Source organism: Buttiauxella sp. AC142 (genome assembly GCF_979253435.1).
On the sequence record NZ_CEEDCH010000001.1, the window covers coordinates 4,567,801 to 4,584,504 of the forward strand.

At 48.8% G+C, this 16,704-nt stretch carries 14 protein-coding genes, 1 rRNA gene and 1 pseudogene; 9 read left to right on the plus strand and 7 right to left on the minus strand.

Annotated features, from left to right (window positions below; genetic code table 11):
• The first annotated feature begins 76 nt into the window (after window positions 1-76).
• Window positions 77-192: ribosomal RNA gene (rrf, locus tag AC0IWZ_RS21305) — 5S ribosomal RNA — on the plus strand.
• Between the two features lie 92 nt (window positions 193-284).
• On the opposite strand, the gene mobB is transcribed toward rrf, so the two are convergent.
• Entirely contained in the window at window positions 285-806 is a 522-nt protein-coding gene (mobB, locus tag AC0IWZ_RS21310; RefSeq protein ID WP_034499929.1) for a molybdopterin-guanine dinucleotide biosynthesis protein MobB, read from the minus strand.
• Entirely contained in the window at window positions 791-1,372 is a 582-nt protein-coding gene (gene mobA, locus AC0IWZ_RS21315) for a molybdenum cofactor guanylyltransferase MobA (RefSeq protein ID WP_034500099.1), read from the minus strand. Before mobA ends, mobB begins: the two co-directional genes overlap by 16 nt.
• Window positions 1,373-1,443: 71 nt before the next feature.
• On the opposite strand from mobA, the gene AC0IWZ_RS21320 reads away from it, so the two are divergent.
• From AC0IWZ_RS21320 to dsbA, 3 genes are all read left to right on the plus strand, one after another.
• Entirely contained in the window at window positions 1,444-1,713 is a 270-nt protein-coding gene (locus tag AC0IWZ_RS21320) for a YihD family protein (protein WP_410374192.1), read from the plus strand.
• A gap of 76 nt (window positions 1,714-1,789) precedes the next feature.
• Window positions 1,790-2,776 (plus strand): serine/threonine protein kinase, encoded by a 987-nt coding sequence (locus tag AC0IWZ_RS21325; protein WP_471678525.1) that lies wholly within the window; start codon window positions 1,790-1,792, stop codon window positions 2,774-2,776.
• Window positions 2,777-2,804: 28 nt separating this feature from the next.
• A complete protein-coding gene (dsbA, locus tag AC0IWZ_RS21330) occupies window positions 2,805-3,428 on the plus strand; it encodes a thiol:disulfide interchange protein DsbA (protein ID WP_034500101.1) in 624 nt (207 codons plus the stop codon).
• Between the two features lie 31 nt (window positions 3,429-3,459).
• Here the strand turns inward: dsbA and AC0IWZ_RS21335 are convergent.
• Window positions 3,460-3,666 (minus strand): annotated as a pseudogene (locus AC0IWZ_RS21335) (acyltransferase); the annotation flags it as partial.
• Window positions 3,667-4,055: 389 nt separating this feature from the next.
• Between AC0IWZ_RS21335 and polA the strand changes: the two are divergent.
• Both polA and spfP read left to right on the plus strand, forming a co-directional pair.
• Window positions 4,056-6,848 (plus strand): DNA polymerase I, encoded by a 2,793-nt coding sequence (polA, locus tag AC0IWZ_RS21340; RefSeq protein WP_471678524.1) that lies wholly within the window; start codon window positions 4,056-4,058, stop codon window positions 6,846-6,848.
• Window positions 6,849-7,001: 153 nt separating this feature from the next.
• Window positions 7,002-7,049 carry a small protein SpfP gene (gene spfP, locus AC0IWZ_RS21345; protein WP_071892919.1) on the plus strand — a complete coding sequence of 16 codons (48 nt, stop codon included), beginning with the start codon at window positions 7,002-7,004 and terminating at the stop codon, window positions 7,047-7,049.
• An 86-nt stretch (window positions 7,050-7,135) separates the two neighbouring features.
• Here spfP and yihA read toward each other — a convergent pair whose 3' ends face one another.
• A complete protein-coding gene (gene yihA / locus AC0IWZ_RS21350) occupies window positions 7,136-7,792 on the minus strand; it encodes a ribosome biogenesis GTP-binding protein YihA/YsxC (RefSeq protein ID WP_034500102.1) in 657 nt (218 codons plus the stop codon).
• Window positions 7,793-8,378: 586 nt separating this feature from the next.
• Here yihA and yihI point away from each other — a divergent pair.
• On the plus strand, window positions 8,379-8,894 hold the full coding sequence (gene yihI / locus AC0IWZ_RS21355) for a Der GTPase-activating protein YihI (RefSeq protein ID WP_172896023.1): 516 nt from the start codon (window positions 8,379-8,381) through the stop codon (window positions 8,892-8,894).
• Window positions 8,895-9,043: 149 nt separating this feature from the next.
• Window positions 9,044-10,417, plus strand: coding sequence for an oxygen-independent coproporphyrinogen III oxidase (gene hemN, locus AC0IWZ_RS21360; RefSeq protein ID WP_471678523.1), 1,374 nt, complete (start codon window positions 9,044-9,046; stop codon window positions 10,415-10,417).
• A 31-nt stretch (window positions 10,418-10,448) separates the two neighbouring features.
• Here hemN and glnG read toward each other — a convergent pair whose 3' ends face one another.
• The 3 genes from glnG to glnA form a co-directional block, all read right to left on the minus strand.
• Window positions 10,449-11,858 (minus strand): nitrogen regulation protein NR(I), encoded by a 1,410-nt coding sequence (gene glnG, locus AC0IWZ_RS21365; RefSeq protein ID WP_034499940.1) that lies wholly within the window; start codon window positions 11,856-11,858, stop codon window positions 10,449-10,451.
• An 8-nt stretch (window positions 11,859-11,866) separates the two neighbouring features.
• Window positions 11,867-12,916: a nitrogen regulation protein NR(II) gene (gene glnL, locus AC0IWZ_RS21370; RefSeq protein ID WP_034499941.1), complete on the minus strand. Its 1,050-nt coding sequence runs from the start codon at window positions 12,914-12,916 to the stop codon at window positions 11,867-11,869.
• A 137-nt stretch (window positions 12,917-13,053) separates the two neighbouring features.
• Complete coding sequence (glnA, locus tag AC0IWZ_RS21375) at window positions 13,054-14,463, minus strand: glutamate--ammonia ligase (protein ID WP_034499942.1); 1,410 nt, start codon at window positions 14,461-14,463, stop codon at window positions 13,054-13,056.
• A gap of 343 nt (window positions 14,464-14,806) precedes the next feature.
• Between glnA and typA the strand changes: the two genes are divergently transcribed.
• Entirely contained in the window at window positions 14,807-16,633 is a 1,827-nt protein-coding gene (typA, locus tag AC0IWZ_RS21380; protein WP_034499943.1) for a ribosome-dependent GTPase TypA, read from the plus strand.
• Window positions 16,634-16,704: the final 71 nt, after the last annotated feature.

The following is a 16,704-nucleotide window of genomic DNA, read 5'->3' on the forward strand; positions in this document are numbered from 1 at the left end:
TTTGATTTTCAGCTTGAACCGAGATTTTAAGTCGATGGTTGTGTGAACAGCATGACGGTTGATGAAACAGAATATGCCTGGCGGCAGTAGCGCGGTGGTCCCACCTGACCCCATGCCGAACTCAGAAGTGAAACGCCGTAGCGCCGATGGTAGTGTGGGGTCTCCCCATGCGAGAGTAGGGAACTGCCAGGCTCCAAATAAGTGTAAAGCCCTGTACTGACGTACAGGGCTTTTTGCTGTCTGCGATTTATACATAAAAATGCCCGCAACAAGGCAGGCTAATTTCACTTCTTAATCCAATCCGCAATAAAATCAGCAATCTGAAAGGGTGAATTGATATCCAGAACTGGAATCTGCACATCAGGAAGCTGCACGTCACTAGCAATGGCAATCACTTGGTTATCGACCACAAGCTCAGCTATGCTGTGCTTTAGCCCATCCCTGTAAAGCAGAATTTTTGGAATCGCTTCATGCTTAAATCCCTCAACTAATATCAAATCCAATGAAGTTGGATCCATTCGACTGGCTAGCCAGTGCAGATCCAGCTCTTCTTGCGCAGGAGTTTCGGTCATTAATGCCCATCTATTATTATTGGCGACGATTGTTTGTGCGGCACCGGCTTTTCGCAATTCATAACTGTCTTTTCCGGGTGTATCGATATCGACATCATGATGGGTATGTTTGATCAGACCTGGGCGAATCCCTCGTTCATTAAGCTGGGGAATCAATTGCTTAAGAAGTGTTGTTTTGCCTGTACCGCTCCAGGCGGCAAAAGCGAGTAGAGGCACCATTATTTGTTTTCCCATTGTGCGAGATCTTCTGGTGAATTAATGTTGACGAAATTTTGCTTCTGATTCGGAAATAATACGGCGTGTCCGCCCACCTCTCGCAGAAAAACCATGACTCGCCGTTCACCTGACGCCAGATAGATTTCCAGCGGAGCAGTGAGTTTCTTGTGCAGGAGGGCAATAGTGGGATGATCTCGCTCACCATCGTTTACCCAAAGGGCAGAAGCATCCCCTTTTTGCTCCCAAAGCCTGGAGGCTAAATCTTCGGGTATATTGGGTGTATCGCATGGGCAAAACAAAAACCACTCACTGTGTAACTGCTTAATTAGTGACAACATTCCAGCAAGCGGTCCAGGGTAATCGGGCAATGTATCGCTGAGAACGGTTAACCCAACAGACTGATATTTTGCTCTATTTCTGTTGGCGCTAATCACCACGTCGTTGACCTGCGGTGCCAGCTTTCTGATGACGTGTTCAAACAGCGGTAGTCCATTTAATTCGATGAGCCCTTTATCCTGGCCGCCCATTCGAGTTGATCGCCCACCGGCCAAAACCACACCAGTAACTTCCGTTAAACATCTCACCAATATCGCCTCTTTTAATGTGGGTTTGAGCCTGCTAACGTGTACCCCTCGCATGTGAAAGGAGCACAATAATGAAATGCAAACGTCTTAACGAACTGCTCGAGCTACTTCAGCCCGCATGGCAGAAAGAGCCTGATCTCAATTTGATTCAATTTTTACAGAAACTCAGTAAAGAGTCAGGTTATACCGGTGAATTAACCGATCTGACCGATGACGTGCTTATTTATCATCTGAAAATGCGTGGCTCCGCGAAAGATGCTGTTATTCCTGGCATTCAGAAAGACTACGAAGAAGATTTTAAGACCGCATTATTGCGCGCTCGTGGCGTAATTAAAGAGTAAAAGCTTGTAAGCCAGTCCACTTTAACGGCTACGAAATGTTATCCTCAACTATTCGCATTTACAGTCGGTTGCGTGGATGACAGACAGCGCTTTCAATTTTCAGACACTACATCCGGATACCATCATGGATGCCCTTTTTGACCAGGGTATACGGGTGGATTCCGGCTTGACTGCATTAAATAGTTTTGAGAACCGCGTCTATCAGTTTCAGGACGAGGATCGAAAACGTTATGTGGTGAAATTTTATCGTCCTCATCGCTGGTCTCCTGAACAAATACAAGAAGAACATCAGTTTGCCCTTGAGTTGCTGGCTGATGAAGTTCCTGTCGCCGCACCATTGAAGTTTAACGGCAATACATTGCTGCGCCATCAAGGCTTTATGTACGCGGTGTTTCCAAGTTTAGGCGGAAGACAGTACGAAACAGATAGCCTGGATCAAATGGAATGGGTGGGACGCTATCTTGGGCGCATCCATCAAACGGGGCGCCGCAAGCAATTTTCTGCTCGTCCTGATATGGGCTTGAGTGAATATTTATTTGAGCCGCGTGAACTGTTTGAGCACACGCATCTCATTCCATCTGCTCTGAAACAGCGCTTCTTAAAAGCAACAGATGCACTTATAGAAGAAGTGAAACTTCACTGGCATGCTGATTTTGAGTCACTACGACTGCATGGAGACTGCCACCCGGGGAATATTCTCTGGCGCGATGGTCCTTTGTTCGTCGATCTCGATGATGCCCGTAATGGCCCCGCAATTCAGGATATCTGGATGCTGCTCAATGGCGATAAAGCCGAGCAGAGAATGCAGTTGGAAATGATTGTTGAGGCATATGAAGAGTTTGCCCCATTTAATTCAGACGAAATTACGCTCATAGAACCTTTACGAGCCATGCGTATGGTCTATTATCTCGCGTGGATAATTCGACGCTGGGATGATCCCGCATTCCCCAGAAATTTTCCGTGGATTACCGACGAAGATTACTGGCGGAGACAAATTGCGACTTTTACAGAGCAGGTCCGGGTTCTGCGTGAACCACCATTAACATTAACGCCAATGTATTAATCAGTATTTATTCAGGAGAGATTTGATGATGAAAAAGATTTGGCTGGCGCTGGCGGGGATGATCCTGGCATTCAGCGTTTCTGCAGCGCAGTATAAAGATGGTAAAGAGTTCGTTACTTTGGAAAAACCCGTCGCTGGAGAGCCGCAGGTTCTGGAGTTCTTCTCTTTCTATTGCCCACACTGCTATCAGTTTGAAGAAGTTCTTCATGTTTCCGATACCGTGAAGAAAAAACTGCCGGAAGGCACCAAAATGACTAAATACCATGTCGAGTTCCTTGGCCCATTGGGCAAAGACCTGACTCAGGCGTGGGCGGTAGCAATGGCGCTGGGTGTGGAAGATAAAATCACTGCTCCTATGTTTGAAGCTGTGCAAAAAACACAGACTGTTCAAAACGTTGCAGATATCCGCCAGGTATTCATTGATGCAGGCGTTAAAGCTGAAGAGTATGACGCAGCATGGAATAGCTTTGTGGTGAAATCATTGGTTGCCCAACAAGAGAAAGCCGCGGCAGATCTGCAATTGCAGGGTGTTCCAGCTATTTTCGTGAACGGTAAATATCAATTGAACCCGCAAGGAATGGACACCAGCAACATGGACGTATTCGTCCAGCAATATGCTGATGTGGCCAAATTCCTGGTCGAGAAAAAATAATAAGAAAGCCGGTCGATTGACCGGCTTTCTTTTATCGTTTAATGCTCGTCAGCAGCGCGTCTTTGTCATGCCATAACGCATTCAGCCATTGCTGGAAACGCCGTTTAAAACCCTTATCATTTATGTAATCGCCATGCAGGTCCTCTGGAATCGGCACCAGCGACACTCTCACCACGATCCGAGTCATCTTGCCACTTAACATGTCATAGAACGGGCTTTGTACATTCTCCGGGTAACACGAGTTTGATGATGCCAGCGATAATAATGGGAACCGAACATGCGATTGTCACCACAATGGTGCATATAGGGCTTTTGATATTATTGCTCTATAACATAATTATTTTTTATATCCACATTTACGGATCACCCATGGAAGGCCGTGTAACTTGAGTGGTTAATTCATAAGTCAATGATAAACAATAGTATTTATGAGAGTGAGTGTTTCCTGTAAAAGAAATAATCAAATACTTAAAGAATTATGCACAAACTTATCCACAATATTGATCTTGAGGCCGATCTCGAAGATCAACAAAACTTTTCACCTAATCTGCCTCAAAAGTTCATGTTTTCAGCCAGGCTATGGCATCCTTTAGCTATAAACTAAAACCAGTCACGGAACGGAACATTATGGTTCAGATCGCGCAAAACCCACTTATCCTCGTTGATGGCTCATCCTACCTTTATCGTGCTTATCATGCCTTTCCACCGCTGACCAATAGCAAAGGTGAACCAACAGGGGCAATGTACGGTGTGCTGAACATGCTGCGCAGTCTATTGTTGCAGTATCAACCGACCCACGCAGCAGTGGTTTTTGATGCTAAAGGCAAAACCTTCCGTGACGAATTGTTCGAGCATTACAAATCTCATCGCCCGCCAATGCCCGACGATCTGCGTGCGCAAATAGAACCTCTCCATGCGATGGTTAAAGCCATGGGCTTGCCTCTCCTGGCGGTTTCAGGCGTGGAAGCGGACGATGTGATTGGTACACTGGCGCTTGAAGCTGAGCGTGTTGGTCGCCCGGTGTTGATTAGTACCGGCGATAAAGATATGGCGCAGTTGGTTACACCGGGTGTTACGCTTATCAATACCATGACCAATACCATTCTTGGCCCGGATGAAGTCCGCACTAAATATGGCGTGCCGCCAGAACTCATCATCGACTTCCTGGCATTAATGGGCGACTCGTCAGATAACATCCCTGGAGTGCCGGGCGTTGGCGAGAAAACAGCGCAGGCGCTGCTACAAGGCTTAGGTGGACTGGATACGCTGTATGCCAACCCAGAGAAAATCGCAGAATTAACCTTCCGTGGTGCAAAAACCATGGCGGCGAAGCTTGAACAAAGCAAAGATCTTGCTTACCTCTCCTATAAACTGGCGACCATTAAAACGGACGTTGAGCTTGAACTCGGTTGCGAGCAATTAGAAGTGCAGCAGCCTGCAGATGAAGAGCTTCTTGAGCTGTTCAAACAATATGAATTCAAACGCTGGATTACCGACGTAGAAGCTGGCAAGTGGTTACAGGCCAAGGGCGCGAAGACGGCTACTCAGCCTAAAAAAACCATTGAGATTGAAACCGAAGCTGAACCAGAAGAGCCAGCAATTGCCCTTTCTCACGAAAACTACGTCACTATTCTTGAAGAAAGCGTGCTTGAAGAATGGATTACTCGCCTGAAGAAAGCACCTGTCATCGCCTTTGACACGGAAACCGACAGTCTGGACAACATCAGCGCGAATCTGGTTGGTCTTTCATTTGCCACGGAGCCGGGCGTTGCGTGCTATATACCGGTTGCGCATGACTATTTAGATGCCCCTGTGCAAATTCCTCGCGAACGCGCACTCGAGATGTTGAAGCCGCTACTTGAAGATGAAAGCATTCTTAAGGTTGGGCAAAACCTCAAGTTTGACCGTGGCATCATGCAAAACTACGATATCGAACTTCGCGGAATTGCGTTCGATACCATGCTTGAGTCCTATATTCTTGATAGCGTCGCAGGCCGCCATGATATGGATAGCCTTTCCGCACGCTGGTTGAAGCACACAACCATCACTTTTGAAGAGATTGCCGGTAAAGGTAAAAAGCAGCTGACCTTCAACCAGATAGATCTCGAGCAGGCTGGGCGTTACGCCGCAGAAGATGCAGACGTGACATTGCAGTTGCACCTGAAAATGTGGCCTCAGCTTGAAAAGCGTGAAGGGCCATTAAGTATCTTCAAAAATATTGAGATTCCGCTGGTGCCTGTGCTTTCACGCATTGAACGTAATGGCGTGAAGATCGATCCGGCTGTGTTGCATACGCATTCTGAGCAACTGACAAAACGCCTCGCTGAGCTGGAAATCACCGCTCACGAAATCGCGGGTGAGCCGTTTAACCTATCTTCTCCAAAGCAGCTGCAAACCATTCTGTTTGAAAAGCAGGGAATTAAGCCGCTGAAGAAAACCCCTGGCGGCGCACCGTCCACATCTGAAGAAGTGCTGGAAGAGCTGGCTCTGGATTATCCATTGCCTAAAGTTATTCTTGAGCATCGTGGTCTGGCAAAACTGAAATCGACCTATACCGATAAACTGCCGCTGATGATTAACCCGAAAACGGGGCGCGTACATACTTCTTATCATCAGGCTGTTGCGGCAACCGGGCGCTTATCTTCAACCGAACCAAACCTGCAAAATATTCCAGTGCGTAATGAAGAAGGTCGTCGTATTCGTCAGGCCTTTATTGCGCCGAAAGATTACCTGATTGTTTCTGCTGACTACTCGCAAATTGAGCTGCGCATCATGGCGCATTTATCTCGCGATAAAGGGCTGCTGACGGCGTTTGCTGAAGGCAAAGATATTCACCGCGCGACGGCTGCGGAAGTATTCGGTATTCCGTTGGATAATGTTTCTGGCGAGCAACGCCGCAGCGCGAAAGCGATCAACTTCGGTTTGATTTACGGCATGAGTGCGTTTGGTTTGTCACGCCAGCTCAATATTCCGCGAAAAGAGTCGCAGAAATACATGGACCTCTACTTCGAGCGCTACCCGGGTGTTCTGGAATATATGGAGCGTACTCGCAAGCAGGCAAAAGAGCAGGGATATGTCGAAACGCTGGATGGCCGCCGTCTTTATTTACCTGATATCAATTCCAGCAATGCGGCTCGTCGCGCAGGTGCTGAACGTGCGGCTATCAACGCCCCAATGCAGGGAACGGCAGCCGATATCATCAAGCGTGCCATGATTGCTGTCGATGCCTGGCTTGAATCAGAAAAACCGCGTGTGAAAATGATCATGCAGGTACACGATGAACTGGTGTTTGAAGTGCATCAAGATGATCTGGAAGCCGTATCGAAGAAAATTCACGAGCTGATGGAAGGCAGCATGAAACTTGATGTGCCGTTGCTGGTGGAAGTTGGAAGCGGTGTAAACTGGGATGAAGCTCACTAATTAAAGTGATTTATGTAACTAAGCAACATAACTCATAGCTTTTTGTGATGACGCTTCAATATCGGTGTGTAAAGGGTGAAAAAAAACTACAAAAAATACTTTTTCAACCGATTAAAAAGGAGTAGAGTTATTTGCGTAGGGTACAGAGGTAAGATGTTCTATCTTTCAGACCTTTTACTTCACGTAATCGGATTTGGCTGAATATTTTAGCCGCCCCAGTCAGTAATGACTGGGGCGTTTTTTATTGGGCGCGAGTCAGGAAATGCACGGGTTTCCCCATACATTATTTATTCCCCAGTCGTTTCGTCGTCTTCTTCAACGCTGTCTTCTTCGATTGCTGGTGGGATATCGTTATACCAACCATCAAGCTTATGACGTAACACATCCACGCCGATTTTTTTCAGTGAGGAAAACGCCTCAACCTGAATATCACCGTTAAACTCTACAACCGCTTCGCGCACCATATTCAGTTGTGCTTTACGCGCACCAGAAGCCAGTTTGTCGGCTTTAGTTAGCAGCAGCATCACGGGAATGCCGCTGGCAACAGCCCAGTGAATCATTTGCTGATCGAGGTCTTTCAGCGGATGACGAATATCCATCAGCACCACTAAACCTTTCAGGCTGTTACGCTTTTGCAGATACTCGCCAAGCGCGCGCTGCCATTTAAGTTTTACTTCTTCAGGTACTTCGGCGTAGCCATAGCCCGGTAAATCCACCACACGTAAGCCTTCAGCAACTTCAAACAAGTTGATGAGCTGCGTACGGCCAGGTGTTTTACTGGTACGAGCCAGTGCTTTCTGATTTGTCAGCGTATTTAACGCGCTGGATTTCCCTGCGTTTGAGCGGCCTGCGAAAGCAACCTCAATACCGGTATCAGAAGGTAAATGGCGAATATCCGGTGCGCTAAGCACGAAGTGGGTCAGTTGGTAGTTCCAGTTTTTCAAAACGGTTGTCTCCCTCAGGATGAGCATTGTGGGGGATTATACCTGAACATGAGCAAAACGCCGTGTTTCTCGGCGCGGCTGACAGGCTTACAGAAATCCGCCCGAGGCTTGTAAGACATTGACCATTCATACTGGCAGATAACGCAGTGTTGTGAGATGCAGACATAATTAAAAGTGTTTATATAACATATGGTTATTCTGTAAGCGCTGAGTGATGGCAATGACTTAACTCAAATGCTCATCTTGTAGAATCAATAGGTAAGCGTAAAGTAAGCAGCACAGGCAAAGGAGAGCCGGAAAGGATAGCAACTCAGGATGAGGGTTCAGGAGCGTCATGATGACGAAGAACCAGGGAAAGGCCAGGAGGCAACGTCAGGAGACGTTTTAAAAGGACAAGGAACTACACGGAAGTTGTTTGCAATGGAAAGACAGGGCGTCGAGTGCAAACAGGGATTGTGTGACCTATGAAGGGTCCAGAGACAAGAAAAAGGCGACAGGTTAACCTGCCGCCTTTTTTCTTTGCTTGCTTTCTGCTAGATTCCGCCGCAATTCTATACTGAATAAAAATGGCTCAAGATAACCTATTATGAAGCAACAAAACTCAGCAGCACCTGGTTCCAAACCTTCAAAAGCACGTCGTAAAACGCGTGAAGAGTTAGATCGTGAAGCGCGTGACCGTAAGCGTGATAAAAAGCACAGTGGACACGCTGCGGGGAGTCGCGCAACTGGTGGCACTCAGGCTAAAAGTGGAACAGGTAGCTCTCAGGCTAAAGATCCGCGTATCGGCAGTAAAAAACCCGTTGCTCTGGGCGTAACTGAAGTCCAGGTCAAGAAACCAAAACAGCACAAACCTAAAGTTGAGAAACCTATGCTTACACCACAGGCTGAACTGGATTTGCTGGAAAATGATGAGCGCCTGGATGCGCTGTTAGAGCGTCTTGAAGAAGGTGAAACTCTCAATGCAGAAGAGCAGGCTTGGGTTAACGCTAAGCTTGATCGTATTGATGCACTGATGGAAGAACTCGGCATCTCTTATGAAGATGACGAAGATGAAGAAGAGAAGGGCGATGATTTGATGCGCCTGCTTAAAGGCACTGACTAACGGTTTACCTCAATGGGATTACCTGTTCTTTGCGTGGTTATTCCGCTGGTGTGTTATCTGCTGTGGTTATTCGTTAAACTACGGCGGCTGTCGCGATTACAAAAGTCGTTGCGCCGTCAACGAATGCGGCATCACCGGAGGGAGTGAGAATGTCTGAGCAGTTAATCGATTGGGATTTGGCCCTGATCCAGAAATATAATTATTCAGGGCCGCGTTATACTTCTTATCCCACAGCGCTGGAGTTTTCAGAAGACTTCGGCGAGGCGGCGTTTCTTGAAGCGGTTGCTCGTTACCCTGAGCGCCCGCTGTCGCTCTATGTCCATATCCCGTTCTGCCACAAGCTTTGCTATTTCTGCGGCTGCAATAAAATTGTTACCCGCCAGACTCACAAAGCCGATCAGTATTTAGATGCGCTGGAACAAGAGATTGCCCACCGTGCGCCGCTCTTTAAGGGCCGTCACGTCAGTCAATTGCATTGGGGCGGCGGTACACCGACTTACCTCAGTAAAGCGCAGATAAGCCGTCTGATGGGGCTTCTGCGTGGTCATTTCAATTTCAACGAAGACGCCGAATTATCTATTGAAATAGACCCGCGTGAAATCGAACTCGATGTCCTCGACCATCTGCGTCAGGAAGGGTTTACCCGCCTGAGCATGGGGGTGCAGGATTTCAACAAAGAAGTGCAGCGCCTGGTTAACCGCGAGCAAGACGAAGAGTTCATCTTTGCGTTGATTCAGCGTGCGCGAGAACTCGGTTTCACCTCGACGAATATCGACCTCATTTACGGTCTGCCAAAGCAGACACCAGAAAGCTTTGCCTTCACGCTCAAGCGTGTTGCAGAACTGAGCCCGCACCGTTTAAGTGTCTTTAACTACGCGCACTTACCGACTTTGTTTGCCGCACAGCGCAAAATTAAAGATGCTGATTTGCCCAGCGCTCAGCAAAAACTCGACATTCTGCAAGAAACCATTAGCTCGCTGACCAATGCCGGATACCAGTTTATTGGCATGGACCACTTTGCGCGGCCAGATGACGAACTGGCGATTGCGCAGCGCGAAGGCAAACTGCACCGTAATTTCCAGGGCTACACCACGCAGGGCGATACCGACTTGCTGGGGATGGGCGTTTCTGCAATCAGTATGATTGGCGACTGTTACGCTCAAAACCAGAAAGAGCTGAAGACTTATTATCAGCAGGTTGATAATCAAGGCGATGCGCTGTGGCGCGGCCTGGCACTCACCCGTGATGACTGCATTCGTCGTGACGTTATCAAAGCGCTTATCTGCAACTTCCAGCTTAAATTTGCCGAAATAGAGCAGCTTTGGGATCTGAGTTTTGCCGAGTATTTCGCAGAGGATTTAAAACTGTTGGCACCGTTGGCGAAAGATGGGCTGGTGGATATCGACAGCAAACAAATTCAGGTAACGGCAAAAGGTAGACTGCTAATCCGTAATATCTGCATGTGTTTTGATAGTTACTTGCGTCAGAAGGCGCGAATGCAACAATTCTCGCGTGTCATCTAAAACTAAAGGCGGCTTGAAAGCCGCCTTTTTGTTACTCCATCCCCAACTCTTTGAGCTTACGGGTCAGGGTATTTCGCCCCCAGCCGAGTAATCTCGCGGCTTCCTGCTTGTGGCCTTGCGTATGACGCAGCGCCGTTGTTAGCAAGGTGCGCTCCATTTCTGGCTGTGCTTCAGAAAGTAAATTCTGATGACCGGAACGTAATGCCCGGTCGGCCCATTGAGCCAGAAGTGTTGCCCAGTTGTCCGATTGCGAATGCGTCGGGCTATCGGGAATGGTGGTTTCAAACAATTCAGCCGGTAAATCCTGAATCAACACTTCCTGGCCTGCCGCCATCACTGTTAACCAGCGGCAGGTGTTTTCCAGTTGGCGCACGTTACCAGGCCAGGCCAGGCGCGTTAAAGCATTTTCAGTTTCAGGATGCAGCAACTTGGCTTCTACACCTAGCTCCTGAGCCGCCACTTGTAAGAAATGGCGGGCCAGGCGCGGAATATCCTCGCGGCGTTCACGCAACGGTGGCAGATGCACACGAATCACGTTCAGACGGTGGAATAAATCCTCGCGAAATTTCCCTTCCTGCACGCGCAACTCAAGGTTCTGGTGAGTCGCGGCAATAATACGGACGTCGACTTTCACCGGCGCATACCCGCCAACGCGATAAAACTGCCCATCGGCTAATACACGCAGCAAGCGAGTTTGCACATCCATCGGCATATCACCGATTTCATCAAGGAAAAGCGTGCCACCATCAGACTGCTCAAAACGCCCCTGGCGAATTTGATTGGCACCGGTGAATGCGCCTTTCTCGTGGCCAAACAGCTCAGACTCAATCAAATCCTTTGGAATTGCGGCCATATTCAGCGCAATAAAAGGAGATTTCACCCGTGGGCTGTGGCGGTGTAAGGCGTGAGCCACCAACTCTTTACCGGTACCCGATTCACCGTTAATCAGCACGCTTATTGATGACCGGGACAAACGGCCAATAATGCGAAACACATCCTGCATAGCCGGTGCTTCACCGATAATATCGGTGGTCGGTCCATTCACCTGTACATTGCGCGGCTGCTGTTGTTCCAGATAATGGCTGATGGCGCGCTCAACCAGTGCGACCGCTTCGTCAATATCAAAAGGTTTTGGCAGGTAATCAAAAGCGCCTTGTTGGTAGGCACTCACGGCGGCTTCAAGGTCTGAGTGAGCCGTCATTATGATGACCGGTAGCATCGGGTGGCGTTGTTTAATCTGCTTAAGCAGCGCCAGGCCGTCCATGCCGGGCATGCGAATGTCAGATAACAAAACGTCCGGGGTCTTGGTTGCAAGAGCATTAAGGACTTCACTGCCGCTCTCAAAGGTGGTGCAGCTTAAACCCGCTCCGGTCAGAGCACGTTCCAGCACCCAACGGATGGAGCTATCGTCATCAACGATCCAAACTATGCCTCGTTGCATAAAGACCTCTACTTACGAATAGGCAGATAAACCGAAAACTCGGTATGACCTGGCCAACTGTTAAATTCGATTTTTCCCGAATGCTGATCTATCAAGTTGCGTGCTATGGAAAGACCTAAACCTGTCCCTCCCTCACGTCCGCTCACCATTGGGTAGAATAGTGTGTCCTGCAGATGGGCCGGAATGCCCGGACCGTTGTCTTCAATATCAATACGCGCCGCCAGACGGTAGCGCGTGCCATGCAGTGTAAGCTGGAATGCAGTACGTGTGCGTAACACTATCTCACCGCCGTCGCTGCCAAGCGCCTGAAGGGCATTGCGAACAATATTTAATAAAATCTGTTCAATTTGGTCGGGATCGTGGGCCAGTTCCGGCAAACTTGGGTCGTAATCTCTGACCAGCGTTACGTTTGCTGGTAATTCCATCGACACCAGTTTCATCACACGCTCGGTCACTTTGTGGATGCTTTCAGTGACGTGCATTCCCGGCTGCTGTGGGCCTAATAGTCTATCTACCAGATTCCGTAAGCGATCAGCCTGCTCAATAATCACCTTGGTGTATTCAGTCAGTGATGGGTCTGGTAAGGCTCTGGCCAGCAGTTGGGCTGCTCCACGTAACCCACCAAGTGGATTTTTAATCTCATGTGCCAGCCCGCGAACTAAATCTCGGGCGGCTATTTGTTGCGCCTGCTGCAACTGTTCCTGACTCAAGCGACGTTGGTTATCCATCGGCGCCATTTCCATCAGGATGTACCCTTCCGGTAAACGTTGTGCAGTCAGGGAAAGAATGTGGGAGCGGCTATCAATAACCAGCGTGACTTCGTTATCGGTGAAACCCTGGCCTGAGGTCAGGCTTTCCTGCATCAAGCCAACGTTGAGCGAAAAGTAACTCAACAGTTCTGGTAATGGAGTGCCGTACAGCTTGCGCGAACTTTGCGCCAAAAGTTGCTGTGCCGCTGGGTTGGCGTAATGCACAGCCAGCTCGTCATCCACCAGTAAAATACTGTTGATTAAAGAATTCAGGATCTGCCCAGCATCGGGCAGTGTGCCGGTTGCCATACAGCAGTCTCCGATAATGTGCACTGTAATGGTGCATTATAGTTTCCCGTCGGCAAAAGATATTGCGGCAACAGGTTATTTGTGGAGAAAAAAGCCCATCAACGATGGGCTAAAAGTTCTGGGTATTTACAACGTGATTAAACGCTGTAGTACAGTTCGAACTCGACTGGGTGTGGAGTCATGCGCACACGGTCGTTTTCTTCCATACGCAGAGCGATATAAGCGTCGATAGCTTCATCAGTGAACACGCCGCCCGCAGTCAGGAACTCGCGGTCTTCGTTCAGGCAGTTCAGTGCTTCTTCCAGAGAGCCAGCAACTTGTGGGATCTCTTTCGCTTCTTCTGGCGGCAGGTCGTACAGGTTTTTGTCCATTGCTTCGCCCGGATGGATTTTGTTCTTGATACCATCAAGACCAGCCATCAGCAGTGCCGCGAAGCACAGGTACGGGTTAGCTGCTGGGTCCGGGAAGCGCACTTCGATACGACGTGCTTTCGGAGACGCAACTACTGGGATACGGATTGAAGCAGAACGGTTAGCGGCAGAGTAAGCCAGCATGACTGGAGCTTCATAACCCGGGACCAAACGCTTGTAGGAGTTGGTGGTTGGGTTAGCCAGGGCGTTGATGGCTTTAGCGTGTTTGATAACACCACCGATGTAGTACAGCGCTTGCTCAGACAGGCCTGCATATTTGTCACCAGCGAACAGGTTTACACCGTTCTTAGCCAGGGACATGTGGCAGTGCATACCAGAACCGTTATCGCCAAACATTGGTTTTGGCATAAAGGTCGCAGTTTTACCGTATGCATGAGCAACGTTATGAACCACATATTTGTAAATCTGAATTTCATCTGCTTTTTTAGTCATGGTGTTGAAGCGGGTAGCCACTTCGTTCTGACCAGCAGTTGCCACTTCGTGGTGGTGAGCTTCAACAACCAGGCCCATTTGCTCCATAGTCAGACACATTGCAGAACGCAGGTCTTGAGCGGAGTCAACTGGTGGAACTGGGAAGTAACCGCCTTTAACTGCAGGACGGTGGCCTTTGTTGCCGCCTTCGTATTTGGTGCCGCTGTTCCATGCGCCTTCGATATCATCGATAGCAACGTGAGAACCGGAAATAGAGCTACCGAAACGAACGTCGTCGAACAGGAAGAACTCTGGTTCTGGCCCGAACAGTACGGTATCGGCGATGCCAGTAGAACGCAGGTAGTCTTCAGCACGCTTAGAAATGGAGCGTGGGTCGCGGTCATAACCCTGCATGGTGCCAGGCTCGAGAATGTCGCAACGAATGATCAGCGTAGAATCAGCGAAGAATGGGTCAATGACAGCGGTAGACGCATCTGGCATCAGAACCATGTCGGACTCGTTGATGCCTTTCCAGCCACCAATTGAAGAACCATCAAACATTTTGCCTTCTTCGAAGAAGTCAGCAGTAACCTGATGAGCAGGGATAGTGACGTGCTGTTCTTTACCTTTGGTGTCAGTGAAGCGCAAATCTACAAACTTCACTTCGTGTTCATTCAGCATCGTCAAAACGTGTTCAGCGGACATACTTAACTCTCCCGGATTTGGTCATTGAATTGGCTTGTTGCCCTGAAATGATTAAAGCGAAATCTGTGCCAACTTTTAAATTACCCCAAAAAGGCGCTATCATGCGCACTATAGTGCAAAAGGGCTGCACCACGATGGATAGTTTGCACCAATGTAGTGCTTCAGTCTGAGATTTGAGCACCATATTGGTGCAATTTTCGTTGTAGCTCCCTTTTTTGCTCCGTGAAAGCGATCACAAACCCTTACTTTTTACATTGTTTGTAAAAGTTCTTTGTGATCCTGTTATGTCCTTCGATTAATACGTGTACAATAACGCGCTATTTCTAATGCCTGAGGCAAAGTTGTGATCGAAAATCTGCGTAATATCGCCATCATCGCGCACGTTGACCATGGTAAAACTACCCTGGTTGATAAGCTGCTGCAGCAATCTGGTACTTTCAGTAACGAACGTGCTGAAGCCACCGAACGCGTGATGGACTCCAACGATTTGGAGAAAGAGCGTGGGATTACCATCCTCGCTAAAAACACCGCTATCAAATGGAATGACTACCGTATCAACATCGTTGATACCCCTGGGCACGCCGACTTCGGTGGTGAAGTTGAACGTGTAATGTCCATGGTAGACTCCGTTCTGCTGGTCGTTGACGCAATGGATGGCCCAATGCCGCAGACGCGCTTCGTAACCAAAAAGGCATTTGCCCACGGTTTGAAGCCAATTGTTGTAATTAACAAAGTTGACCGTCCTGGCGCGCGTCCTGACTGGGTTGTTGATCAGGTCTTCGACCTGTTCGTAAACCTCGACGCAACCGACGAGCAACTCGATTTCCCAATCATCTATGCATCAGCATTGATGGGTATCGCGGGTAACGATCACGGTGATATGGCGGAAGACATGACCCCGCTGTACCAGGCGATTGTTGACCACGTTAAAGCGCCATCCGTTGACTCTGATGGTCCGTTCCAGATGCAAATCTCCCAGCTCGACTACAACAACTATGTTGGTGTTATCGGCATCGGTCGCATCAAACGCGGTAAAGTGAAGCCTAACCAGCAAATCACTATCATCGACAGCGAAGGTAAAACTCGTAACGGTAAAGTCGGTAAAGTACTGACTCACCTCGGTCTGGAGCGTATTGAATCCACCGAAGCCGAAGCAGGCGACATCATCGCGATTACCGGTCTGGGCGAGCTGAACATCTCCGACACCCTTTGCGATACGCAAAATGTTGAAGCGCTGCCAGCACTGTCTGTTGATGAACCAACTGTTACCATGTTCTTCAACGTCAACACCTCTCCGTTCTGTGGCAAAGAAGGTAAATTCGTTACCTCTCGTCAGATCCTTGACCGCCTGAACAAAGAGCTGGTGCACAACGTTGCACTGCGTGTTGAAGAAACCGAAGATGCGGATGCATTCCGTGTATCCGGTCGTGGCGAACTGCACCTGTCTGTACTTATCGAAAACATGCGTCGTGAAGGCTTCGAACTGGCTGTGTCCCGTCCGAAAGTAATCAACCGTCTGATCGATGGTCGTATGCAAGAGCCGTTCGAAAACGTGACTCTGGATATCGAAGAACAGCACCAGGGTTCTGTAATGCAGGCGATGGGCGAGCGTAAGGGCGATGTCAAAGACATGATCCCTGACGGCAAAGGCCGTATCCGTCTGGATTACCTGATCCCAGCACGTGGCCTGATCGGCTTCCGTACTGAGTTCATGACCATGACTTCTGGTACTGGTCTGCTGTACTCCACATTCAGCCACTACGACGACGTGAAACCAGGCGAAATCGGCCAGCGCCAGAACGGCGTGCTGATCTCTAACGGCCAGGGTAAAGCAGTAGCGTTTGCGCTGTTCAGCCTGCAGGACCGCGGTAAGCTGTTCCTGGGTCACGGTGCAGAAGTTTATGAAGGCCAGATCATCGGTATTCACAGTCGTTCTAACGACCTGACTGTAAACTGCCTGACCGGTAAGAAACTGACCAACATGCGTGCGTCTGGTACTGACGAAGCAACTACTTTGGTTCCTGCACAGAAGATGTCCCTGGAGCAAGCTCTGGAATTCATCGATGATGACGAACTGGTAGAAGTTACTCCGACTTCCGTACGTATTCGTAAGCGTCACCTGACTGAAAACGACCGCAAACGTGCGGGTCGTGGTAGCAAAGAAGCGTAAGTTTCTTTCCTGCAAAGCATTGAAGCCCTGCCTGTTTAGGCGGGGCTTTTTTTTGCTCTGATTTATACCTT